Genomic DNA, 21,260 nt, shown 5'->3' with positions numbered 1-21,260 from the left:
AATGGAAGAAAACAACCTTATCAAAGACATTCAGCCGAAATCTGAAACCTTCAAACTTATCCAGAAATATGTTTTGAACAAGTATACCATTACGATCTGTCTGTTTTTGGTATGGATGATTTTTTTCGATAAAACATCATTTCTTGTGATTAACGAACTGAATGGCGAGATTCACAAATATGAAGAGCAGCTGGACTACTATAAAAAGGAGTACGAGAAGAATGATGCTTTTTATAAAAAACTGATGAACAACAAATCAGAAAAAGAAAAATACGCAAGAGAAAATTATTTTATGAAAAAACCGAATGAAGAAATCTTCATTTTGGTGGTAGACAGTACAAAAGTCGCCAAGAAATAAAAGCATGCTAAAGCGTCAATAGTGAACAGTCAATTAAACGTATTGACGGTTGTGAAAGAAAATTCACCATGGACAATTCACCATTTAAACTAAAACTAATGTCAAATACAGATATACTTTCAAACTGGGAAAATTTAGTCAAAAAACAGCTTAAAACAGAGGATATTTACCCTGTTTTAGAGAAACAGAATCTGGAAGGAATAGAGGTGAAGCCTTTTTACACAGAAGTTCAGAATCCTTTGGCAAACCTGCCCAGAATTGAAGAAAGTACCCATCTGGTAGCAAGATACCATGAAAGTCTGGAAGAAGAAGTATTTGCATTTGTGCTGGATCAGAATGTAGAAAACCTTGATCAGAAAACTCTTTTTGTTAATAATAAAGATCTGGCTGGGCATATCAGCCCTAAAGAAGAAGATCAGTATTTTTCGTTGATTGATGTTTTTAATGAAAAAGAAGCAAGTATTGATGATCAGCTGGCAAAAGAATTACTGGCAAAAGGTTTTAAAAGAAACATCTGTGTAGATATTTCACTGCATCAGAATGCAGGAGCAGCTATTGATCAGCAGCTTGGTATTGCTCTGGCAAAAACTAAGGAATTGGTAGAAGCATATGGTGCTGAAATTTTAAATAAATTAATCTTCAGAATAGCAGTAGGAGGAAACTATTTCTTTGAAATGGCAAAGCTGAGAGCTTTTAAAATGGTTTTTAACCAACTGTCAAAAGAATATGGACTGGATGAAGTTCCCTATATTTTTGCTGAGACTTCATTACGAAACAAGGCCGTTTCTGATAATGAAAACAACCTGATCCGTTCCACACTGGAGCTTGCTTCAGCAATGATCGGAGGAGCTGATGCCGTTTTCTCCAACAATTACCTTGTGGACAGAAGTACAGATAACTCAGAAGAAATTTCCTTCAAACAACAGATTGTTTTGGCCTACGAAAGTATCATTAATGTATTTGAGGATGCTTCCAACGGAAGTTACTATGTTGAAGATATTACCCGGCAGTTTGCAGAGAAAGCATGGAATCTGTTCGTTGAAATAGAAGAAGCAGGTGGATATCTTGAGTTATTGAAACAGGGAGTTATTCAGAAAAAGATCTATGATCATGCTGTTGAAGAACAGCAATGGATTGAAGAAGGAAAAATAAAGCTGATAGGAGTGAATTTATACCCTAAATTAGACGTTAAAAAGTCTGCTGCTGATCTATATGACGAAAAAGAAATAAAGGCGGTACGCTGGGCTGAAATGTTTGAGTAATGAAAGAAAAGCTGATCGATTTATTTGAATACACCTATCATTTCAATGCTGAGATGATTAAAGTTATTGCTGAGAACAGAGCGCTTGTAGATGATAAAACAATCAGTCTGATTAATCATACTCTTAATGCACAACAGATCTGGAATGCCAGGATACTGGGAGAAACTACTTTTGAAGTCTGGCAGATCAATCCTTTTGAGTCTCTGGTGGAAATCAATCATACTAATTTTCTTAAAAGTACAGATATTATCAGGAATTTTGATCCGGATCAAAGAATAGAATATCAGAATTCAAGAGGAACAAAGTTTGAAAGCACTATTTTTGAAATGCTTTTTCATGCAGTCAATCATTCTACTTATCACAGAGGGCAAATCAACTCTTTGCTTAAGCAAAGCGGAATAACTCCGGTATTGACTGATTATATTTTTTATAAGAGATAATTTGATTAATAATCATTTTCGAATAAGATTTTGTATTCTGATATGTAACATGAGACATTAAGCATCTATGGAAATCTTTTATGCGGTTTAGAAGGAATGAATAAATTCAAATATTAGAATTACGTAAATAAAACATAAGCATCTGTGAAAATCCGTGTCATCTGTGGTTAAATTAATAAACAAGGAAATTCAAAATTACATCAATGAAAATCTGAATACGGATTTACATACATTATTGCTGAAAAAATCCCCGTTTCCGGAAGTGTCAATGCAGGAAATAGTTCAGCAGATCAAAGGAAAACAGGTTGCAGAAAAGAAATTTCCTTTCTTACTGAAAGAGGGAATTGTTTTTCCACCGCAGCTTAATCTGGAACAGTCTTCATCAGAAAAAACGGCCCTTTATAAATCTGAAATTTTAAATGGAAATACATTCATAGACCTTACAAGCGGTTTTGGTATTGATGCCTATTATCTGTCTCAAAACTTTGACGATATTACTTTAATAGAGCAGAATACAGAACTTCTGGAAATTGTTGAACATAATTGGAATATTTTGGGCCGTCGCGCAAAATTTATCAACAGAAAGCTAGAGGACTTCCTTGCTGAAAACAAAGAAAATTTTGATGTTATTTATCTGGATCCGGCAAGAAGGGACCAGCATAAAAATAAAGTTTTTCTGTTGGAAGACCTTTCTCCTGATATTCTTGAGATTCAGGAAAAATTACAGTCTGTTTCCAGTCTGGTAGTCATTAAGCTCTCACCACTGATTGATCTTAAATATCTTATTTCAGTGTTGCCGGGTATTTCACGGATTGATATTATTGCGGTGAAAAACGATGTGAAAGAAGTTGTTGTATTCCTTTCCAATGAAAATACCGCGAAGATGATCTGCAACTGTGTAAACCTTGAAAGCAGAGAATCTGCCTTTAGTTTTATATTTGGGGAAGAAGAAACTGCTCAATCTGACTATTCTGAGCCTGAAAAATACATTTATATTCCTAATAACACTATTTTGAAAGCAGGCGTTTTTAATTTGATTTCACAGAAATTCGGATTAAAGAAGCTTCATCCTAACAGTCATCTTTACACTTCAGGTGAAAGAATTACAAACTTTCCGGGAAGGATTTTTGAAATGGAAATTGTTGATTCTAAAAGTATTAAAAAGAAAGGCCAGTTTAATATTATTGCCAAAAATTATCCTTTAAAACCCGAGGAAATCAAAAAAAAATATAGTTTGAAAGACGGAGGTGATCACTATCTTATTTTTACACAATCCAAAAAAGGGAAAATAATATTAAAATCAGTATAAAAATGTTGCCGAAAAAAGCAGGATTTCTTACTTTTGGGCAATCAAAAATTTAAGCATGAAATCGCTTGCCGTTTGGAAAATCTGATAGACTACAAATAGTGCGGTTCCATATTACTCTTTAAAAAAATAATTTTACATATGAAAAAATTAGTTATATGTTTAGCCATTGCAGCAGTAGCGGTAAGCTGTAAAAAAGTTCCGCAGGGAGGAAACAGAGGTACTTTGAAACTTGAAGAAGGGGTAGAAAGATATTCTGATGATCCTCAGGGGGAAGCTCACGGACATGAAGCTGCTACAGCAGAACATAAAGAAGAAGCTCCTGCAAAACCTGAAGCTGCCGCTCCAAAAACAGACAGTACTGCAGCTGCAAAACCTGCTGAAGCTGAAAAGGCTCCAAAAGCTGAACACTAATTAGTAGTACAAATATATAAGTGCCCTGTTTCCGCAGGGCATTTTTTATTAAAAAAGATATCTACAGGGCTCATTAGCATAGGGTTGGGAAAATACTGCCTTTTTGTTTGTCCCTGCCAGGCATTTTTTTTAATTTTAACAAAATAAATTTTTACAATGCAAGAGACATTAAATTACATTAACGAAAACAAACAGCGTTTCGTGGATGAATTATTTGAGTTATTGAGAATTCCTTCCATTTCTGCAGATCCGGCGTATAAAGATGACGTTTTGAAGTGTGCAGATGTAGTGGCAGCACACCTTAAAAATGCAGGAGCTGATCATGTAGAAGTTTGCCAGACCAAAGGATACCCAATTGTTTTCGGAGAGAAAATTTTAGATAAAAACCTGCCTACAGTATTGGTATATGGACATTATGATGTTCAGCCTGCAGATCCATTGGAATTATGGACAAAACCTCCTTTTGAACCTTATATTGAGAAAACTGAATTGCATCCTGAAGGAGCAATTTTTGCCAGAGGTTCTGCGGATGACAAAGGACAGTTTTTCATGCACCTGAAAGCTTTCGAAGCCATGATGAAGACCAACGCTCTTCCTTGCAACGTTAAATTTATTCTGGAAGGAGAAGAAGAAGTGGGATCTGTAAGCTTAGGAGATTGGGTGAACGAAAATAAGGAGAAATTAGCCTGTGACTGCATCTTAATTTCTGATACTCATATTTATAGTAATGAACAACCGACTGTAACAACAGGGTTAAGAGGCTTAAGTTACGTAGAAGTAGAAGTGGAAGGTCCAAACAGAGATTTGCACTCAGGACTGTACGGAGGGGCCGTTCCAAACCCTATTCACGTTCTTTCAAGAATGATCGCGAATCTGATTGATGAAAACGGACACATTACTATTGACGGATTCTATGATAATGTAGAAACAGTATCAGATGCTGACAGAGCAGAGATGAACAAATTGAAAGACAATCCGGAGGAATTCAAGAAATCAATCGGATTAAGCAATATTGAAGGGGAAAAGGGATATACTACTTTAGAAAGGACATCGATCCGCCCTACATTAGACTGCAACGGAATCTGGGGTGGTTATACAGGAGAAGGCGCAAAAACAGTAATTCCTTCAAAAGCTTTTGCTAAAATTTCAATGCGTTTGGTTCCTTACCAGACTCCACAGGAGATCACAGAAAAATTCACGAAATATTTTGAAAAAATTGCTCCGGATACAGTAAAAGTTAAAGTAACTCCACACCACGGAGGTATGCCTTATGTCTTACCAACGGATACCAAAGAATTTGCTGCAGCAAAACAGGCAATGGAATCTGCATTCGGAAAAGAAGTTCTTCCATACAGAGGAGGGGGAAGTATTCCGATTACCGCTATGTTTGAGCAGGTTTTAGGAGCTAAATCCGTATTGATGGGCTTTGGGCTGGATTCTGATGCAATACACTCTCCAAACGAGCATTATGGATTGTTTAATTTTTATAAAGGAATTGAAAGTATTCCATTGTTTTTTGAAAATTATTCAAAGTAATTTAATAATAATTGTATATGATAAGGTATTTCTGTGAAGAAATGCCTTATTTTTTTGTTCTCTTTAAAGAAGAAAAGGCTGTTTTAAGAACCTGATTTAGCAGATTTAGAAATTAAATACCCTGAAAATAAACGGGTTATTTTTTTATTGGCAATAAGTTATTTTACCATTCGTGGAAAGTTTATATTTTTAATACAAAACTTGATTTGCTATGAAAAAATACTACTCAATTGCATGTATATTATCATCAATTTGCTTTTTTGCGCAACAGACCGTATCATTTGAATCCAATGAAGGGTTCAACATTGGAAGCATCAATGGACAAGCAGGGTGGATCAGTACTCCAACCGGAGGTATTCCTGAAAATGTAACTCATCAGACCATTAGCTCAGATAAAGCCAGTGATGGTAGCAGTTCCCTGAAAATTGTCAAAGAAAATACTTACGGAACCCAGTCTGATCCTGTTATCGGAGGTTTTTACAACCTGTCAACCCCGCTTGCCTATAATAATTTTTCTGTATCATTTGATATTAATATATCCCAGCTTAACGGGTCTGATTTTGGCTTCCAGGGGGTCAGCAGTATTGATGATCAGTTTGTTGTAAGACTGGATTTTAATAAAACAGGGTTAGTGAAAATTCTGAATATCATAGCTGGTGTACAGAATCTCATTTCTACATCGTCAGTCTGGCTGCCCAATACCTGGTATCGGTTTAAAATCGTAGGGACTGCTTCGGAGGTAAGATATTATCTTAATAATATTTTAATTTACACAGGGGTGGCTGCAAGCTCTCTTAATATAGACCAGTTACGTTTTGTACATAACAATGCATTGGGATTGGCTTATATAGATAATATTAAGATTAATAGTGAATTGCAGATATTGGGAATTAAGGATTCTGAGACATCAGCTAAAGAAATGACAATTTATCCCAACCCGGCATCAGATTATCTGAAGATCCATACAGACATAAAAATCGATAAAGCAGAGATTTTTGATATGAATGGAAGAAGAACAGATGCAGATATAAACGGAAATCAAATCGATATCAGAAACCTGAATCCCGGAAATTACATGATCAGCATTGAAACTAAGGTTGGTAAATCAACCGGAAAATTTATAAAAAAATAGTACTTAAATAGTTCTGTAAGGCGCTCCAATTGGGGCGTTTTTGTTTTTCTTAACACAAATAAGAATAAGTTATTTTGTATTATTTTCTATATTTTATCAATAAATGTGTTCAAAATTTATTTTATACTTTGTTTTGGTTAATATATTATTTTATTTGTGTATTTGAATTGTATTTTGTACATTGTCAATGTATAAAAATATGTATTATGAAAAAAATATTACTTTTGGGTGCATTTATGGGGTTGTACACCTTACATGCACAGACTACAATTTTTCAGGAAAACTGGGATGGTGCCGGACCGGGAATCGGAGCATGGACTCTGTATAATTTAGATGGAAATACTCCCATCAGTGCTGTAAACGCTGGTGGAGATGGCTTACCCGCATTGGTTACTAATGCATGGAATGTCCTTTCATTATCCCAAATTCAGAACTCAGGACCAGATTACACTGGCTTTGCTTACCCATCCGGAGCTACCGGAATGTCAGGTAATGTTGCCGTGTCAAATTCATGGTATGATCCGGCAGGAGTAGCGAATGACTGGCTTGTATCTCCCCAGATCAGTATACCGGCCGGATCAACAGGTGTTAATCTTACCTGGGTTGCAACCAGTCTTGGCGCAAGTTCATTCTTGGAAGATTATAAGGTTTATATATCAACAACCGGAAATCAGTCTTCGAACTTTACAACGATTTTAAAAACTGTTACCAACCAGCCCAACACAGGAAGTACCCATACTGTCAGCTTAAATAGCTATGTAGGTCAAAATGTTTATATAGCATTCAGAAATGACAGTAACGACCAGTATATTATGCTTCTGGATAATATTAAAATTACCGGGACAACTCCGTTAGCTGTTTCTGAATCGGCAAAAGCAGAAACAAAGATTTCCGTCTATCCGAATCCGGTATCTGATATGCTGATTATTAAATCTAAAGCCAAAATTAATGGGGCAGAAATTTTTGATCAGGGTGGAAGAAAAATGAATACAGTATTGGATGGAGACAGAATAAATGTCAAAGGACTGGCTTCAGGAAGTTATATTGTTACTATTGAAACCAAAGAAGGTACAATTACCGAGAAGTTCATCAAAAAATAATTACTGATAAATCTTAGTATTAGCAAAACGCTCCAATTGGAGCGTTTTTGTTATTTTAGAGAATTAAAATTTTAATCATATGTCAGAAAATAAAACAGCTTATATAACGGGAGGAACTAAAGGAATAGGCTTTGGGATTGCGAGAATTTTACTTGAAAACGGTATTTCTGTAGCATTTTCAGGAAGAAAAAGAGAAGATGTCCAGAAGGCGGAAGAAGAGCTCAGAAAGTACTCAGAAAACGTATTGGGAATTGTTTCTGATGTAAGAAGCCTGGAAAGTGAACAGGAAGCAGTGAAATATACCATTGAAAAGTTCGGAAGGCTGGATTATGTTATTGCAAATGCAGGACTAGGAATATTTAAGCCCGTAGACGAACTATCCGCAGCAGAGTGGAATGATATGATAGAGACCAACCTTACAGGTGCTTTTTACACTCTGAAAGCCTCCGTGGAGGAACTGAAGAAGACAGAAGGGTACTATATTACCATTTCCAGTCTTGCCGGCGCCAATTTCTTTGAAAACGGAACAGGATATAATGCTTCAAAATTTGGAGTGGTAGGATTTACCCAGGCTGCCATGATTGATTTAAGAAAATACAATATTAAGTCCACGGTGATTATGCCAGGTTCTGTAGCGACTCATTTTAATGGCAATATTCCATCAGAAAAAGACAGCTGGAAGATTCAGCCCGAAGATATGGGGAATCTTGTATTGGATATTCTGAAGATGAATCCAAGAGTTTTGCCAAGCAAAATAGAGTTTAGGGCAATGAAACCTTCTTAACCACAGAGAATTAAATTGCTTACATTAAAATAAGAACTGTTTTAAATCACAATCAATTAGCTAATGCATTAGTTAATATTTTTATTTCAGACAACCTTTTCAGTTTTATATTGTCTTATAGACGGAAGTGAATTCTTCTTCATTTAATTATTAACAGAAAACTTACCTAATAACTGGTATTGATTCTATTTTTAAACTGAAGTAAGTTTGGCATCGAATTAAAAATATTATATGAAAAATTTTCTATCAATTAATGTATTCTTGTTGATTTTATTTCAGACCCTGAAAGCCCAGACCCTGGAAAGTGACAATTTTAATGCTTATACCATCGGAAATGTAGGAACGGATATCACCGCATCTGTTCCTGGCCAGGGCGGGTTTTATACTGATTTTCCGGGAGGTTCCAATTCAGAAGCGCAGATTGTGAATATAGATGCTTCACACGGAAAATCTTTACAGCTTACAGGAAGTGCAGGTGCATCTGCAACAAAGTTTATGTGGAAGAATGGGTTGGGTACAGCCTGGGCTGCAAGAACCTCAGGGAATGATATCCTTAAACTGAGCTTTAGTCTGTACACAGGAAACGCAACTGGCGGTGTAGGAAGAGGAACTGTTTTAATTTATGACGGCACAACGCATAAAACACTGCTTGGGGCAGGGTATGAATATGATACGCAGCGGATTGTAGGGATTGCGTACTACACCAAAATATCAAATGGAGTAACAGGGAACTATCTTTTTTATCTGGAGCCACCTACCTATTCCTACCCACCTAATACCTGGATTACTCTGAACTGTACATTTAATAAAACTACAGGAGCAGTTACGTGGACAACGCCTGGAGGTGTTACTTACGGGCCTGCATCCACGCATGTTCCGGCAGCGGCAGGTGTAGATCCTTTTGAGCTGGATTTTGTTTCAGTAGCCGGTGTAGGGAATACTATAGCGCATATCACTTCTTTTGATGACTATATGATAACCGCAACGAATAATGCGACATTGGTAACCAGAGAGGCTATGGCAGAAGAATCCAATGTTTCAGTCTATCCGAACCCTGCAGCTGATTTTATTCATATACAATCTGAATCGCCTGTTACTAAAATTGAAATTGTTGATATTGCAGGAAGAAAAAAGGATATGCATTTTGATCATGAAAAAATAGATATCAGAAATTTGACCCCCGGAATTTATATCATCACCATGGAAATTAAGGGAAGCAAATTTTCTAAAAAGTTCATTAAAAAATAATACAAATCATTATTTTAATAACATAAAAACGCCCTATTTCAGGGCGTTTTGTTAATTTTAATGCTCTGAATAGCAAATCAATATATATTATGCATGCATAATATATTTTTTGCTTATATTAGCAAAAATTAATTCAAACAAAATCTCTGCAAAAATCGTCATGGATTAATGCATCAAAGGGAAAATAAAATAGTACACATGAAACCGTAAGGTTACATATGACAATAAAAACAATAAGCAACATATGAAAATATTAGTTTGTATTAGTAGTGTTCCGGATACTACTTCCAAAATTAACTTTACAGCAGATAAATCTGCTTTCGACAAAAACGGAATTCAGTGGGTGATCAATCCTCTAGATGAATTTGCATTGACAAAAGCGGTTAAACTTCAGGAATCTCAGGGAGCCACAGTAACAGTAATCAACGTAGGGGATGCTGCTACAGAACCTGTAATCAGAAAAGCTCTGGCAATTGGTGCCAACGATGCGGTAAGAGTAAATCTTGATCCGAAAGACAGTTATTCTACAGCAAAAGAAATTGCAGCGGTAGCTCAAAACGGAGGCTATGATCTTATCCTTTGCGGAAAAGAATCTATTGATTATAACGGAGGTTCTGTTCCGGGAATGGTAGCCCAGTTACTGAACCAGCCTTTCGTAAACGCTTCTGTAGGATTAGACGTAAACGGAAGTGAAGCTACAGCAGTAAGAGAAATTGAAGGAGGAAAAGAAACTATTTCAGTAAAATTACCGGCAGTTATTGCAGGTCAGAAAGGATTGGTAGATGAGAAAGATCTTATCATCCCGAATATGAGAGGAATTATGTCTGCAAGAACAAAACCATTGCAGGTAGTAGAACCTTCTTCTTCAGAAGTAAAAGTTCAGGGTGTATCTTATGACAGTGTTCCGCCAAGAGCAGCTGTGAAGATGGTTTCTCCTGATAACCTGGATGAATTGGTAAGATTACTTCACGAAGAAGCTAAAGTAATCTAATCTTTAAATTTTTCAATCTTTAAATTTTTAAATGTAAAACAATGGCAGTATTCGTATACGCAGAAAATATAAACGGAGTTTACAAAAAAGCAGCTTTCGAAGCAGTTTCTTATGCTAAAGCTATCGCTGACAAGGCAGGAGATACTGTTACAGCAATCTCTGTAAATCCAACTGATTCTTCAGATTTATTATACAAATATGGAGCATCAAACGTAATCAATATCAAAGACGAAGGTCTTAAGAACTTCTCAGCAAAAGCATTTGCGCAGGCTGTAAGTGAAGTAGCAGATGGAAATATCATCGTTTTTCCTCATACTACTGATGCTTCTTCTATCGCTCCAATGCTTGCTGTAATGAAAAACTATTCATTGATCACCAATGCGCTGGAAGCTCCTGAAAGTCTTTCTCCTTTTCAGGTAAAAAGAAGAGCTTTTTCAGGAAAAGGTTTCATGCATGCTAAAGCTGAAGGAAACGGAGTAATCGTTACGGTTTCTCAAAATGCCTTCGGGATTAAAGAAAATGCAGTGTCAGGTTCAGAAGAAGTGAAAAATTTATCTGTAGCGAATGAAGATACCAAGGTGATCTCTCATGAGCAGAGTTCAGGGAAATTAGACCTTAAAGAAGCTGAAATCGTTGTTTCTGCCGGTAGAGGGATGAAAGGTCCTGAAAACTGGGGAATGATTGAAGATTTGGCAAACGTGTTAGGGGCTGCTACAGCATGTTCCAAGCCGGTTTCTGATATCGGATGGAGACCTCACACAGAGCACGTAGGGCAAACAGGTAAAGCGATTTCACCCAACCTTTACATCGCTGTAGGGATTTCCGGAGCGATTCAGCACCTTGCAGGGGTTAACTCTTCAAAAACGATCGTAGTGATCAACAGCGATCCTGAAGCACCATTCTTCAAGTCTGCTGATTATGGGGTAGTAGGAGATGCTTTCCAGATCATTCCTGCACTAACAGAAAAAATTAAAGCAATAAAAGGATAAGAAAGTGAATTGTAAATAGTCAATTCGCTTTGCTCGTCAATTTTTAATTAAATAATTCACTTGCGAAGCAAAATTCACTATTGATCATTCACGACTGTTCACCAAATATATAAAAGCTCGGCTTTCCGGGCTTTTATTTTTGCGTAAAAAAGTGAAATCACAATAAAAAATTAATCTATATTTGTAGCTATGGATTATAAGCAGCTAATTATTCGCGGAATATCGTACAGCCAGACTCAATCAGGTGCGTACGCATTGTTACTGGAGCATGAAGAAACACACATAAAATTACCTGTTGTTATAGGAAACTTCGAAGCCCAGTCTATCTCTCTAGGATTGGAAAAAGATATTCATCCACCGCGTCCTCTTACTCATGATTTATTCACAAAATTTATAGTTTCTGCCAATTATGAGTTGGTTTCTGTCATTATCTATCAGATTGTAGACGGAGTATTCTTCTCCAATATCAACTTCAAAAATAAAGTGACGGATGAAGAACTGATCCTTGATGCCAGAACTTCTGATGCTGTTGCAATGGCTGTAAGATTTGATGCACCGATATTTACAACTCAGCAGGTCTTAAATGAAGCAGGAATTTTACTGGAACTGGAAGACGTTTCAAAAGAAGACCAGTCTTTCTCGGAAACTGTACAGACAGAAGACAACCTGAAATCTCTTTCCATGGAGGAGCTTCAGAAGTTACTGGATGAAGCCGTGAAAGAAGAAGACTATGATACTGCCCTTGAAATCCAGGAAGAAATCAAGAGGAGGAAAAAGAAAATTGACTAAAGAGATACTTTTTATATAAACTATGAATTTAAAATTACGACTGACCATCCTCAGTTTTCTCCAGTTTTTTGTTTGGGGAGCATGGCTGATAACGATGGCAAACTTTTGGTTTGGCACAAAACATTGGGACGGAACTCAGTTTGGAGCTGTCTTCGGGACCATGGGAATTGCTTCCATCTTTATGCCGACCATTACTGGAATTATTGCTGACCGCTGGGTAAATGCGGAACGAATATTTTCAGTACTGCATATTCTTTATGGGGTTATTCTTTTCATATTGCCTCATTCTGCAGATCCCAACTCCTTCTTTTCGGTAATGCTTGTAGCGATGTGTTTCTACATGCCTACCATCGCATTAGCCAATTCAATTTCTTATACAATCCTGAAAAATAATAATCTGGATGTCGTAAAAGACTTTCCTCCCATCCGTGTTTGGGGAACTATTGGCTTTATTGTAGCCATGTGGATTACTAACCTTAGCGGAAACAAAGCTACCGAAGGACAGTTTTATATTGGAGGTGCGGTGGCAATATTCTTAGGAATTTATGCGCTTACATTACCAAAATGTCCGCCACAAAAGCTGATTGATAAAAGCTCACCGCTATCAGAACAATTGGGATTAAATGCGTTCAAGCTTTTCGGAAACTATAAAATGGCATTATTCTTTATGTTTTCCATGCTTTTAGGAGCTGCACTTCAGCTTACCAATGCTTATGGAGACGTTTTCTTAAGTGAATTTGCCCATTTCCCCAAATATGCAGATTCATTCGTAGTACAGAGATCTACCATCATTATGTCCATTTCACAGGTTTCAGAAACATTGTTTATTTTGGCAATTCCTTTCTTTCTGAAGAAATTTGGAATTAAAAAAGTAATGTTGATGTCAATGCTGGCATGGGTTTTAAGATTCGGATTCTTTGCCTATGGAGTTCCGGATGGTTTTGGACTTTCATTGATTATTCTTTCATGCATCGTATACGGAATGGCCTTCGATTTCTTTAATATCTCCGGGTCACTTTTCGTAGAAACCACTACTGACAAAAAAATTCGTTCTTCAGCTCAGGGATTATTCATGATGATGACGAACGGTTTTGGAGCTGTTTTCGGAAGTTATATTGCTGGATGGGCAATCGATAAATTTTTCACCCATAAGTTTTCAACCGCCGCAGACCTGTCTGCTTATCTTGAAACGACTCCTGATAATCCTACTTTTCTGGAAATTATAAAGAATAGTTTCAATGCTGCTGTTAATTCAGACGGGACGCTTTCCTCTGTAGTGATGGTAAAAGACTGGCATCAGATATGGCTTTCTTTTGCTATCTATGCGCTAGTATTGGCGATATTCTTTGGTGTTTTGTTTAAACACAAACATAACCCGGAAGATGTTTCATCTGTAAAACATTAATTTAAACCAATATTTATAAAGATATTAAATTGCATTTTTGAAAAAAAATGCAATTTTTTTTATTTTCAAGGCAACCTTTTGTTAAACATAGCGTCTTATCAATAGAAACAGATCCATGAAGAACATCGAAGAGAATTTTTTATTGGCTAAAAAGCAGGACCGGAAAGGACAGAAGGCTCTTTACGAGATGTTTTCTCCCAAAATGCTGGCCATTGCAAATTCTTATGTTAACAATCTTCATGATGCGGAAGATATTCTCCTGAGTGCATTTATGAAATGTTTCACGAAGATTCATGAATGCAGAGACTGGAAGAGCTTTCCGTTCTGGCTCAGAAAAATTATTGTGAATGACGCTATCACTTTCCTCCGGAAGAATAAAAATATTCTTTATGCAGACGTGGAAATTGCAGATGATTACAGTGAAACAGATGCGGAAGAATATCCGAAAGAAATCAATATTGAAGAAATATTTTCCCATATGCCGGTAGGTTACAGACTGATTTTTAATCTCTATGTCTTTGAAGAGAAAAAGCATGGTGAAATTGCTAAGATCCTTAATATTTCCGAAGGAACCAGTAAAAGCCAGCTGAGTAAAGCAAAAAAATGGCTCGCTGAATTTTTAAAAGCAAAAGAAAATGAAACAAGAACTCCTGAAACAATTAAAATCTGATTACGAAAAGCTTGAAATAAAGCCTTCCGCTGATCTTTGGGATAGGATAGACCAAATTGACCAGAAAGAAGAAAAGAGTTCTATTTTGATCCCTAAAAAGCCATTCCGGTGGTTGAAATATGCTGCTGTTGTAGTTCTGCTGCTTTCATTAGGCGCATTACTTTATTTTAACAAAAATCATCCTGTTCATCTCAATAATCCTGTAGCTCATACAGAACATGTAAAAGAAAAGGTAGAAATAGCCCTTCCCAATCCTGATATAAATGTCCCTGACGATACAGAAGTAAAAAACAGGAAAGATCAGAAAATGGTAAAAGAAAATCTGGACATTCCGGAATTTTATCAGCATGAAGAAATTGCAGAGGAAAAGACACTAGCCGGCATTCAGAAAGAGCAGATTATAGTAGCCAATGAGAGAATTAAAGCTCCGGTACTGGAAAAAAGCATTGAAATAATACCTGAAATGACGTCCATTGCAGAAAAGAAGAAGACTGAATATATAAAGGCCGATGAGCTTCTGCAGGGCAGAGAATTTCAAAAAAAACGGGAAGAACACAGAACCGACATCAGGAAATTCGGTGCGTTGGATATCACTAAAATTAAGGTTAAAAGTCCCAGCTCTTTTAAGGTTTTAGGGATGACAGTTTATTCCGATTCACTGGAAAGTAAATAAACAATCATTTTTTTATCACAGAAAAACTGCCCCGGAAAAAGGGACAGAACCTCAATATTGTCTTAAAATTAGTAAAATATGAAAACAAAATTAACACTGTTGGCTGCTGTAATGATCTTCAGTTATGGATTTGCTCAGGAATCTCCGGAAAATAATCTGAGCTTCTATTCAAAAAAAATCGACAGTATTGTCGGTGCTGAAAAAGAAAAGATGAATTCAGAACTGGATAAAATCGATAAGGATTTTAAGAAAAAGAAAATCACATCTGATGAAAAACAACAGCAACGTACAGCAGTTGCTACCAAATACCAGCAGATTATTAATGAAAAAATCGACGCCAATAAAGAACATCTTGAACTGGCCACCAAAGAACTTGTAAAAGATGCTGTTTTTAAGTCAAATGATTCTTTAAAACCGGGAAAAAATCAGTTTTGGCTCGGATTCAACGGGATCAATATGAAATTCAACGAAAGACAGAAAAATAATAATCCCAAAAGTTATCTGCAGACACTTGAAATTACCATTGGTATAATAGGAGCAGGTCTGACCGCAAAAAATGAACCTTTCAATTTTTACAATAAGGATTCAGATGTCAAAAATACGGTTATCAATTCCTGGCAGATTGGCTTATGGTATGGCAATCAGATAGGAAGCTATACGAGCCCGTTTTTTTATCGTTTCGGGGTTGGGATGAGGTCTGATCTGTATACGCCCAAATACGGACAGGTCTTTAAGCAGGATAAAAACAGCTTATTTATAGGTGATTTCGATCGTGGAAACCTTAAAAAAACAGCTCTTTACAGTACCTATTTAACCATTCCGGTAGACCTGAAATTTGTTTTATCTCCGAAATATAAAGAATATGAAGGTGTAAAATATCTGGATAACAGGAAGAATCAGCTGGCCCTCATATTAGGTATTTATGGAGGAATTAAAGTAGGAAACCTTAATTATATCAAATACTCCAATGAATATTCCGACAGAATTGTAGAAAGGGAAAAAATGATGCATGGATTGAACGATTTTATCTTTGGAGGAAAATTGGGAATCAGTTATGGCGGATTTAATCTGTTTGTTCAGAAAGATTTTACTCCTGCTTTCAATAACAATGCTTTGCTGAAGAAAAAATATGGACTTCAGATTGGTATAGAAATCGCAAATGTTAATTTTTAATTTAATAATAAATAAATTATTTCTTTAATTAATAAGTAGAAATAGCATTGTTTTTTTACGACTAACGAACGTTTGTGCCGTAAAATTGTATTTTTAAAACACACGATCTAAAAGTGTGTTTTTTTTTGTATTTTGGCACTTTAGTAAATATGAAAAATATTCAGTTATTAGGACTGCTGTTAGTTATTGTGGGCAGTTTTTTACCTCTGGTACATGTGCCTGTGATCGGGAACTGGAACTATTGGAAACTAGATCATTATCTGGCCATTGCCTGCTGGGTTTTTTCAGCATGTGCTATGGTTGGAATTGTTAATAATAGTGGGAAAACCGTGAGATTTTTCGGGATTCTGCTCATTCTTTTATTTGGGTTTACCCTGGTGGCTGTAAAAATGCAGTCTTTACAGTACTTCAGCTTTTTACCATTCAAATCCTGGCAGGAAACTTTTGCAGGAATTGTAAAATTAAAATGGGGTTGGGCTGTAGAATTTTTAGGTGCTTTTATAATGGTTTTCACAGGAGGAAGTAAAAAAGTAAACAATAGAGCACAGATATAGAATGAACTTCTTACAACTATTTTTCAGCAGGAATTTTGTTTACAGCTGCTCTATATGTAAATGCTCAGACAACTGAACAGAAAAAGCTGGAGAATCCGCCTAAATGTACCCATATATAAGGAAGGAAAGTTTGTAAGGCCCAATTATCCGGAAGGAACATGGTATGTGATCATTAAGGATAGTATTCAGACCGAATATTTGAATAATGGAAAGGATTATATCAAGTCAACACTGGTTTTTGTGGATGATTGTAACTACAAAGCAATTGTCATGGAAAAATCTGATAAAAATGATCCCGCACAGATTAGGAGATGTATTCAATAACAAAATTGTAGCCACTCAGGATAATCTCCTGAAAGTGAGTACAAAAATTGAAGGAACCCAATTTGATGTGGTATATGTGAAAGTAAAATAAAATTCAAACTATAAAAAGGGAATTTAGGTTTCCTTTAGCTAAAATAAAAATTATATACATGAAAGAAGTATTCATTGTTTCCGCAGTAAGAACCCCTATGGGAAGTTTTATGGGAAGCTTATCAACAGTTCCGGCTACAAAACTGGGAGCAACTGCCGTAAAAGGAGCATTAGACAAAATCGGACTAGATCCTGAAAAAGTACAGGAAATCTATATGGGAAATGTTCTGCAGGCAGGAGAAGGACAGGCGCCGGCTCGTCAGGTAGCATTGGGAGCAGGTCTTTCAATCAATACGCCTTCTACGACAGTCAATAAAGTTTGTGCTTCAGGAATGAAGGCTGTAACAATGGCCGCTCAGGCGATCAAAGCCGGTGATGCAGATGTTATTGTTGCAGGAGGGATGGAAAACATGTCTTTAGTTCCACATTATTACAATGCAAGAGTTGCTACAAAACTGGGCGATATCAAGATGCAGGACGGTATGGTGCTTGACGGTCTTACAGACGTATACAACAAAGTGCATATGGGCGTTTGCGCAGAAAAATGCGCAGCAGATTATAATATTACAAGAGAGGATCAGGATAACTTCGCTATAGAATCTTACAAAAGATCTGCAAAAGCATGGAGCGAGGGAAAATTCAATGAAGAAATTGTACCGGTTTCTATTCCTCAGAGAAAAGGAGAGCCTGTGATCTTTGCAGAGGATGAAGAATACAAAGCGGTAAACTTCGACAGAATTTCAACACTTCCTACTGTATTCAAAAAAGAAGAAGGGACAGTGACAGCAGCGAATGCATCTACCTTGAATGACGGAGCTTCTGCATTGATTCTTGTTTCAAAAGAAAAAATGGAAGAACTTGGATTAAAGCCTCTTGCAAAAATCATTTCATATGCTGATGCAGCTCAGGAGCCTGAAAACTTTACTACTGCTCCGGCTAAAGCTTTACCTATTGCTCTTAAAAAAGCAGGATTGGAGATTTCAGATATCGATTTCTTCGAATTCAACGAAGCGTTCTCAGTAGTAGGATTAGCCAATAATAAAATCTTAGGATTGGATGCAGCGAAAGTAAACGTAAATGGTGGTGCAGTAGCATTAGGACACCCACTGGGAAGTTCAGGTTCAAGAATTATCGTTACATTGATCAACGTATTGAAGCAAAATAATGCAAGATACGGTGCCGCAGCCATCTGCAACGGTGGTGGTGGAGCTTCTGCTATCGTGATTGAAAATATCTAATATTCTGTTTAAGAATATATTACCATTAAGAAATGGATAATTTTTTTAAAAACTTATCCATTTCTTAATGGTTTTTTTATTTTTGTGCTACTAATATATATTTGAAATGTCTGAAACTGAGAATCGACAGCCTAAAAACATAAAGAATAATCCGAAGATTATGAAAGCCTGGGCTGTATATGACTGGGCTAACTCTGTGTATTCCCTGGTCATTACCTCTACTATTTTTCCCATTTATTATTCTATCCTAACCACGGCTTATGAGAAAAAGGAATATGTAGCAGAAACCAAATCATGGATTGATGTCCCGGTAAGGCATACAATCAAAATTTTTGGAGAAGGATATCAGCCGGATGCCGTATACGGATATTCACTTACCATATCGTTCTTTATCGTAGTATTACTGTCGCCGTTTTTATCTTCTTTAGCAGATACCATCGGAAATAAAAAATCTTTTCTGCAGTTCTTCTGCTATCTGGGAGCAACTTCATGTATGGGACTGGCTATGTTTACAGGAATGCATAACGTATTCTTGGGACTTCTGTTCAGTATTACAGCCAGTGTCGGATTCTGGGGAAGTTTAGTTTTTTATAACTCTTTCCTTCCCGATATTGCTACCCCGGACAGGCAGGATGCACTTTCTGCAAGAGGGTATGTGTACGGATATATCGGCTCTGTGGTTTTAGTAGTAATTTGTCTGGTATTGATTCAGGTTTTTGCCAAAGGAGCTGCTCAGCAATTACTGTTTACAAGAATCAGTTTCCTGTTAACAGGGGCATGGTGGTTTGGGTTTTCTCAATATACTTTCAAACATCTTCCTCAATTTGGCGATGTAAAAGATAAGCTTCCAAAAGATCTTGTCTTACTGAACTATAAAAATATCTTTAAAAAACATGAAGAGCAGGGTGGCTTTTTTGAAGTATTTAAAGATAACCTGAGCTTTTATAAAGACATTGCAAAAGAAAGTTTTCATGAACTGTTTAAAGTGGGGGGAGAGCTTTTCAAAGATAAAAACCTGAAATTCTTTCTGTCAAGTTTCTTCTTTTACAGTGTGGGAATGCAGACCATTTTCCTGATGGCAACCTTATTTGGAAAAAGTGAGATCAATCTTGCTCAGGATAAACTGATTGGAACACTTCTTGTCATTCAGATTGAAGCGATTATCGGGGCTGTTATTTTTTCAAGACTTTCTAAGAGAATCGGTAATAAAAATGTCATTTCTATTGCCATCATCCTGTGGATTATAGCTTGTATCTGGGCCTATTTCCTTAATAAAGAAAATCCTACAGTAGAATATCAGTTCTACGGAGTCGCTGCAGTAGTAGGTTTGGTAATGGGGGGACTTCAGGCAATGTCCAGATCCACATACTCAAAGCTGCTTCCGGAAAACTCTATGGAAAATACCACGTACTTCAGCTTCTATGATGTGCTGGAGAAAATTGCCATCATTATTGGAACATTTATCTTTGCGACCTTGATTGAACATTTCAACAATATGCGTATTGCCGCATTGTCAATGACCATATTCTTCGGTGCCGGGCTTATTTTAATCCGATTCCTGAAGGTGAAAATGAGAAAAGACAGAGAAACATTATAAAATTAAAAAGACGTTATTTTTAGCGTCTTTTTTTTTGAAAAAAGAATAGGGTAACAGCTTAGGAAAAAAGCTTAGCATGAAAATACCCTCCATGGATAAATCATGGATTTTATCTTTTAAATTATGTTTATTTATCATATTTTTTCCGTAATTTTAATAGAAGAACTGAAGAAAGTAAAATAGATGATAATTCGGCCTGAGTTTTGCTTATATTCAGCGGAATAATTTTTAACTTTGCAAAAAGATTTATTGTCAAAATGACCAACCCTTTATTTTATGCAAAAATAATCCTGTTTGGAGAATATGGAATGATTGAAGATTCCCAGGGGCTTGTAGTACCTTACAGCTTCTATAAAGGGACTCTAAAGTTTTCCGATTTGAGCTCTGAATTTGAACTTAATTCCAACAGGCATCTGCAGAAATATTCTGATTTTCTTACAAAACTTGATCTTTCCGACGATTTTAAACTGGATATTGAGAGTTTCAAAAAAGATATTTCAAACGGACTTTTCTTTGATTCCAATATTCCGCAAGGTTATGGAGTGGGAAGTTCTGGAGCGCTGGTAGCTGCTATTTTTGAAAAATATTCAATCAGTAAACTGAATCCTGAGAACATCTCCAAGGATAATCTTAAAAAATTAAAAGCTGTTTTTGGAGAAATGGAAAGTTATTTCCATGGCAAAAGTTCAGGAATGGATCCGTTGATCTGTTATATGAACCTACCGATTCTTATCGAAAATAAAGAAAATTTAGACAGGGTAGACATTCCGGATGGAGAAGAAGGTAAAGGAGCTATTTTCCTGATTGATTCCGGTATGACGGGAGAAACAGGACCTATGATTCAGATCTTCTTTGAGAAAATGAAAACAGAAGGTTTCAGGAAAACACTGAAAGAAGAGTTCATCCGTTACAATAATGCATGTATTGATTCTTTCCTGAAAAAAGATATGAATCCTTTCTTCAGAAATCTTAAAAAGCTTTCGCACTGGGCCTATGAACATTTCCGTCCTATGATTCCTGAAAGCATCTTTAATATCTGGAAAAAAGGACTGGACTCTAATGCTTATTATCTGAAACTCTGCGGAAGCGGCGGTGGAGGGTATATTTTAGGGTTTACCAAAGATTATGCAAAAGCAGAAAAAATGCTTGATGGCTTCCAAAAAGAAGTGATTTACAGATTTTAAACA

General features: G+C 36.4%; 22 protein-coding genes. All 22 read left to right on the top strand.

What is annotated here, in order from left to right; translation table 11 throughout:
• Nucleotide 1 precedes the first annotated feature (1 nt).
• The 22 genes from AC3FI7_RS05150 (at nucleotide 2) to AC3FI7_RS05045 (ending at nucleotide 21,257) form a co-directional block, all read left to right on the top strand.
• Nucleotides 2-358, top strand: coding sequence for an FtsB family cell division protein (locus tag AC3FI7_RS05150; RefSeq protein WP_002979124.1), 357 nt, complete (start codon nucleotides 2-4; stop codon nucleotides 356-358).
• 98 nt (nucleotides 359-456) lie between these two features.
• The gene (locus tag AC3FI7_RS05145; protein WP_142722904.1) at nucleotides 457-1,620 is read left to right on the top strand and encodes a methylmalonyl-CoA mutase family protein; all 1,164 of its coding nucleotides are present in this window, start codon (nucleotides 457-459) and stop codon (nucleotides 1,618-1,620) included.
• Entirely contained in the window at nucleotides 1,620-2,060 is a 441-nt protein-coding gene (locus AC3FI7_RS05140; RefSeq protein ID WP_343658575.1) for a DinB family protein, read from the top strand. The genes AC3FI7_RS05145 and AC3FI7_RS05140 overlap by 1 nt, the downstream gene beginning before the upstream one ends.
• 163 nt (nucleotides 2,061-2,223) lie before the next feature.
• A complete protein-coding gene (locus AC3FI7_RS05135; protein ID WP_343658574.1) occupies nucleotides 2,224-3,369 on the top strand; it encodes a class I SAM-dependent methyltransferase in 1,146 nt (381 codons plus the stop codon).
• A 138-nt stretch (nucleotides 3,370-3,507) separates the two neighbouring features.
• On the top strand, nucleotides 3,508-3,780 hold the full coding sequence (locus AC3FI7_RS05130) for a hypothetical protein (protein WP_142722907.1): 273 nt from the start codon (nucleotides 3,508-3,510) through the stop codon (nucleotides 3,778-3,780).
• A gap of 156 nt (nucleotides 3,781-3,936) precedes the next feature.
• On the top strand, nucleotides 3,937-5,316 hold the full coding sequence (locus AC3FI7_RS05125; RefSeq protein WP_343658573.1) for a dipeptidase: 1,380 nt from the start codon (nucleotides 3,937-3,939) through the stop codon (nucleotides 5,314-5,316).
• Between the two features lie 211 nt (nucleotides 5,317-5,527).
• Nucleotides 5,528-6,448 (top strand): T9SS type A sorting domain-containing protein, encoded by a 921-nt coding sequence (locus tag AC3FI7_RS05120; protein ID WP_491461578.1) that lies wholly within the window; start codon nucleotides 5,528-5,530, stop codon nucleotides 6,446-6,448.
• 206 nt (nucleotides 6,449-6,654) lie between these two features.
• The gene (locus AC3FI7_RS05115; RefSeq protein ID WP_142722910.1) at nucleotides 6,655-7,548 is read left to right on the top strand and encodes a T9SS-dependent choice-of-anchor J family protein; all 894 of its coding nucleotides are present in this window, start codon (nucleotides 6,655-6,657) and stop codon (nucleotides 7,546-7,548) included.
• 79 nt (nucleotides 7,549-7,627) lie between these two features.
• The gene (locus AC3FI7_RS05110) at nucleotides 7,628-8,332 is read left to right on the top strand and encodes an SDR family oxidoreductase (RefSeq protein ID WP_142722911.1); all 705 of its coding nucleotides are present in this window, start codon (nucleotides 7,628-7,630) and stop codon (nucleotides 8,330-8,332) included.
• Nucleotides 8,333-8,563: 231 nt separating this feature from the next.
• Nucleotides 8,564-9,580, top strand: coding sequence for a T9SS type A sorting domain-containing protein (locus tag AC3FI7_RS05105; protein ID WP_491461577.1), 1,017 nt, complete (start codon nucleotides 8,564-8,566; stop codon nucleotides 9,578-9,580).
• Nucleotides 9,581-9,824: 244 nt separating this feature from the next.
• The gene (locus tag AC3FI7_RS05100) at nucleotides 9,825-10,571 is read left to right on the top strand and encodes an electron transfer flavoprotein subunit beta/FixA family protein (protein ID WP_047429867.1); all 747 of its coding nucleotides are present in this window, start codon (nucleotides 9,825-9,827) and stop codon (nucleotides 10,569-10,571) included.
• Nucleotides 10,572-10,612: 41 nt separating this feature from the next.
• Nucleotides 10,613-11,560 carry an electron transfer flavoprotein subunit alpha/FixB family protein gene (locus AC3FI7_RS05095; RefSeq protein ID WP_491461576.1) on the top strand — a complete coding sequence of 316 codons (948 nt, stop codon included), beginning with the start codon at nucleotides 10,613-10,615 and terminating at the stop codon, nucleotides 11,558-11,560.
• Between the two features lie 189 nt (nucleotides 11,561-11,749).
• Entirely contained in the window at nucleotides 11,750-12,349 is a 600-nt protein-coding gene (locus AC3FI7_RS05090; RefSeq protein WP_002979146.1) for a bifunctional nuclease family protein, read from the top strand.
• 22 nt (nucleotides 12,350-12,371) lie between these two features.
• Nucleotides 12,372-13,754: a nucleoside permease gene (locus AC3FI7_RS05085; RefSeq protein WP_142722913.1), complete on the top strand. Its 1,383-nt coding sequence runs from the start codon at nucleotides 12,372-12,374 to the stop codon at nucleotides 13,752-13,754.
• A 115-nt stretch (nucleotides 13,755-13,869) separates the two neighbouring features.
• Complete coding sequence (locus AC3FI7_RS05080) at nucleotides 13,870-14,424, top strand: RNA polymerase sigma factor (RefSeq protein ID WP_343658568.1); 555 nt, start codon at nucleotides 13,870-13,872, stop codon at nucleotides 14,422-14,424.
• Entirely contained in the window at nucleotides 14,390-15,097 is a 708-nt protein-coding gene (locus AC3FI7_RS05075) for a hypothetical protein (RefSeq protein ID WP_343658567.1), read from the top strand. Before AC3FI7_RS05080 ends, AC3FI7_RS05075 begins: the two co-directional genes overlap by 35 nt.
• A 78-nt stretch (nucleotides 15,098-15,175) precedes the next feature.
• On the top strand, nucleotides 15,176-16,270 hold the full coding sequence (locus AC3FI7_RS05070) for a hypothetical protein (RefSeq protein WP_343658566.1): 1,095 nt from the start codon (nucleotides 15,176-15,178) through the stop codon (nucleotides 16,268-16,270).
• Nucleotides 16,271-16,419: 149 nt separating this feature from the next.
• The gene (locus AC3FI7_RS05065) at nucleotides 16,420-16,824 is read left to right on the top strand and encodes a hypothetical protein (RefSeq protein ID WP_491461575.1); all 405 of its coding nucleotides are present in this window, start codon (nucleotides 16,420-16,422) and stop codon (nucleotides 16,822-16,824) included.
• A 289-nt stretch (nucleotides 16,825-17,113) separates the two neighbouring features.
• Nucleotides 17,114-17,239, top strand: coding sequence for a hypothetical protein (locus AC3FI7_RS05060; protein ID WP_343658564.1), 126 nt, complete (start codon nucleotides 17,114-17,116; stop codon nucleotides 17,237-17,239).
• A 58-nt stretch (nucleotides 17,240-17,297) separates the two neighbouring features.
• Nucleotides 17,298-18,476: an acetyl-CoA C-acyltransferase gene (locus AC3FI7_RS05055; RefSeq protein WP_142722919.1), complete on the top strand. Its 1,179-nt coding sequence runs from the start codon at nucleotides 17,298-17,300 to the stop codon at nucleotides 18,474-18,476.
• A 106-nt stretch (nucleotides 18,477-18,582) separates the two neighbouring features.
• Nucleotides 18,583-20,073: an MFS transporter gene (locus AC3FI7_RS05050; protein ID WP_142722920.1), complete on the top strand. Its 1,491-nt coding sequence runs from the start codon at nucleotides 18,583-18,585 to the stop codon at nucleotides 20,071-20,073.
• A 257-nt stretch (nucleotides 20,074-20,330) separates the two neighbouring features.
• The gene (locus AC3FI7_RS05045; RefSeq protein ID WP_491461574.1) at nucleotides 20,331-21,257 is read left to right on the top strand and encodes a mevalonate kinase family protein; all 927 of its coding nucleotides are present in this window, start codon (nucleotides 20,331-20,333) and stop codon (nucleotides 21,255-21,257) included.
• The last annotated feature ends 3 nt before the right edge of the window (nucleotides 21,258-21,260 follow it).

Source organism: Chryseobacterium sp. TQ-BC-N36, from assembly GCF_058382295.1.
The sequence above is the reverse complement of the archived record's forward strand: the minus strand, read 5'-3'. Positions and strand labels throughout refer to the sequence as shown.

Excerpts from the sequence above, each read along its gene's own strand:
- AC3FI7_RS05105 (WP_491461577.1), top strand. The coding sequence starts at position 8,564 with ATGAAAAATTTTCTATCAATTAATGTATTCTTGTTGATTTTATTTCAG.
- AC3FI7_RS05055 (WP_142722919.1), top strand. The coding sequence starts at position 17,298 with ATGAAAGAAGTATTCATTGTTTCCGCAGTAAGAACCCCTATGGGAAGT.
- AC3FI7_RS05085 (WP_142722913.1), top strand. The coding sequence starts at position 12,372 with ATGAATTTAAAATTACGACTGACCATCCTCAGTTTTCTCCAGTTTTTT.
- AC3FI7_RS05120 (WP_491461578.1), top strand. The coding sequence starts at position 5,528 with ATGAAAAAATACTACTCAATTGCATGTATATTATCATCAATTTGCTTT.
- AC3FI7_RS05130 (WP_142722907.1), top strand. The coding sequence starts at position 3,508 with ATGAAAAAATTAGTTATATGTTTAGCCATTGCAGCAGTAGCGGTAAGC.
- AC3FI7_RS05095 (WP_491461576.1), top strand. The coding sequence starts at position 10,613 with ATGGCAGTATTCGTATACGCAGAAAATATAAACGGAGTTTACAAAAAA.
- AC3FI7_RS05045 (WP_491461574.1), top strand. The coding sequence starts at position 20,331 with ATGACCAACCCTTTATTTTATGCAAAAATAATCCTGTTTGGAGAATAT.
- AC3FI7_RS05110 (WP_142722911.1), top strand. The coding sequence starts at position 7,628 with ATGTCAGAAAATAAAACAGCTTATATAACGGGAGGAACTAAAGGAATA.
- AC3FI7_RS05080 (WP_343658568.1), top strand. The coding sequence starts at position 13,870 with ATGAAGAACATCGAAGAGAATTTTTTATTGGCTAAAAAGCAGGACCGG.
- AC3FI7_RS05065 (WP_491461575.1), top strand. The coding sequence starts at position 16,420 with ATGAAAAATATTCAGTTATTAGGACTGCTGTTAGTTATTGTGGGCAGT.
- AC3FI7_RS05140 (WP_343658575.1), top strand. The coding sequence starts at position 1,620 with ATGAAAGAAAAGCTGATCGATTTATTTGAATACACCTATCATTTCAAT.
- AC3FI7_RS05115 (WP_142722910.1), top strand. The coding sequence starts at position 6,655 with ATGAAAAAAATATTACTTTTGGGTGCATTTATGGGGTTGTACACCTTA.
- AC3FI7_RS05075 (WP_343658567.1), top strand. The coding sequence starts at position 14,390 with ATGAAACAAGAACTCCTGAAACAATTAAAATCTGATTACGAAAAGCTT.
- AC3FI7_RS05100 (WP_047429867.1), top strand. The coding sequence starts at position 9,825 with ATGAAAATATTAGTTTGTATTAGTAGTGTTCCGGATACTACTTCCAAA.
- AC3FI7_RS05145 (WP_142722904.1), top strand. The coding sequence starts at position 457 with ATGTCAAATACAGATATACTTTCAAACTGGGAAAATTTAGTCAAAAAA.
- AC3FI7_RS05125 (WP_343658573.1), top strand. The coding sequence starts at position 3,937 with ATGCAAGAGACATTAAATTACATTAACGAAAACAAACAGCGTTTCGTG.
- AC3FI7_RS05070 (WP_343658566.1), top strand. The coding sequence starts at position 15,176 with ATGAAAACAAAATTAACACTGTTGGCTGCTGTAATGATCTTCAGTTAT.
- AC3FI7_RS05090 (WP_002979146.1), top strand. The coding sequence starts at position 11,750 with ATGGATTATAAGCAGCTAATTATTCGCGGAATATCGTACAGCCAGACT.
- AC3FI7_RS05050 (WP_142722920.1), top strand. The coding sequence starts at position 18,583 with ATGTCTGAAACTGAGAATCGACAGCCTAAAAACATAAAGAATAATCCG.
- AC3FI7_RS05150 (WP_002979124.1), top strand. The coding sequence starts at position 2 with ATGGAAGAAAACAACCTTATCAAAGACATTCAGCCGAAATCTGAAACC.
- AC3FI7_RS05060 (WP_343658564.1), top strand. The coding sequence starts at position 17,114 with ATGATCCCGCACAGATTAGGAGATGTATTCAATAACAAAATTGTAGCC.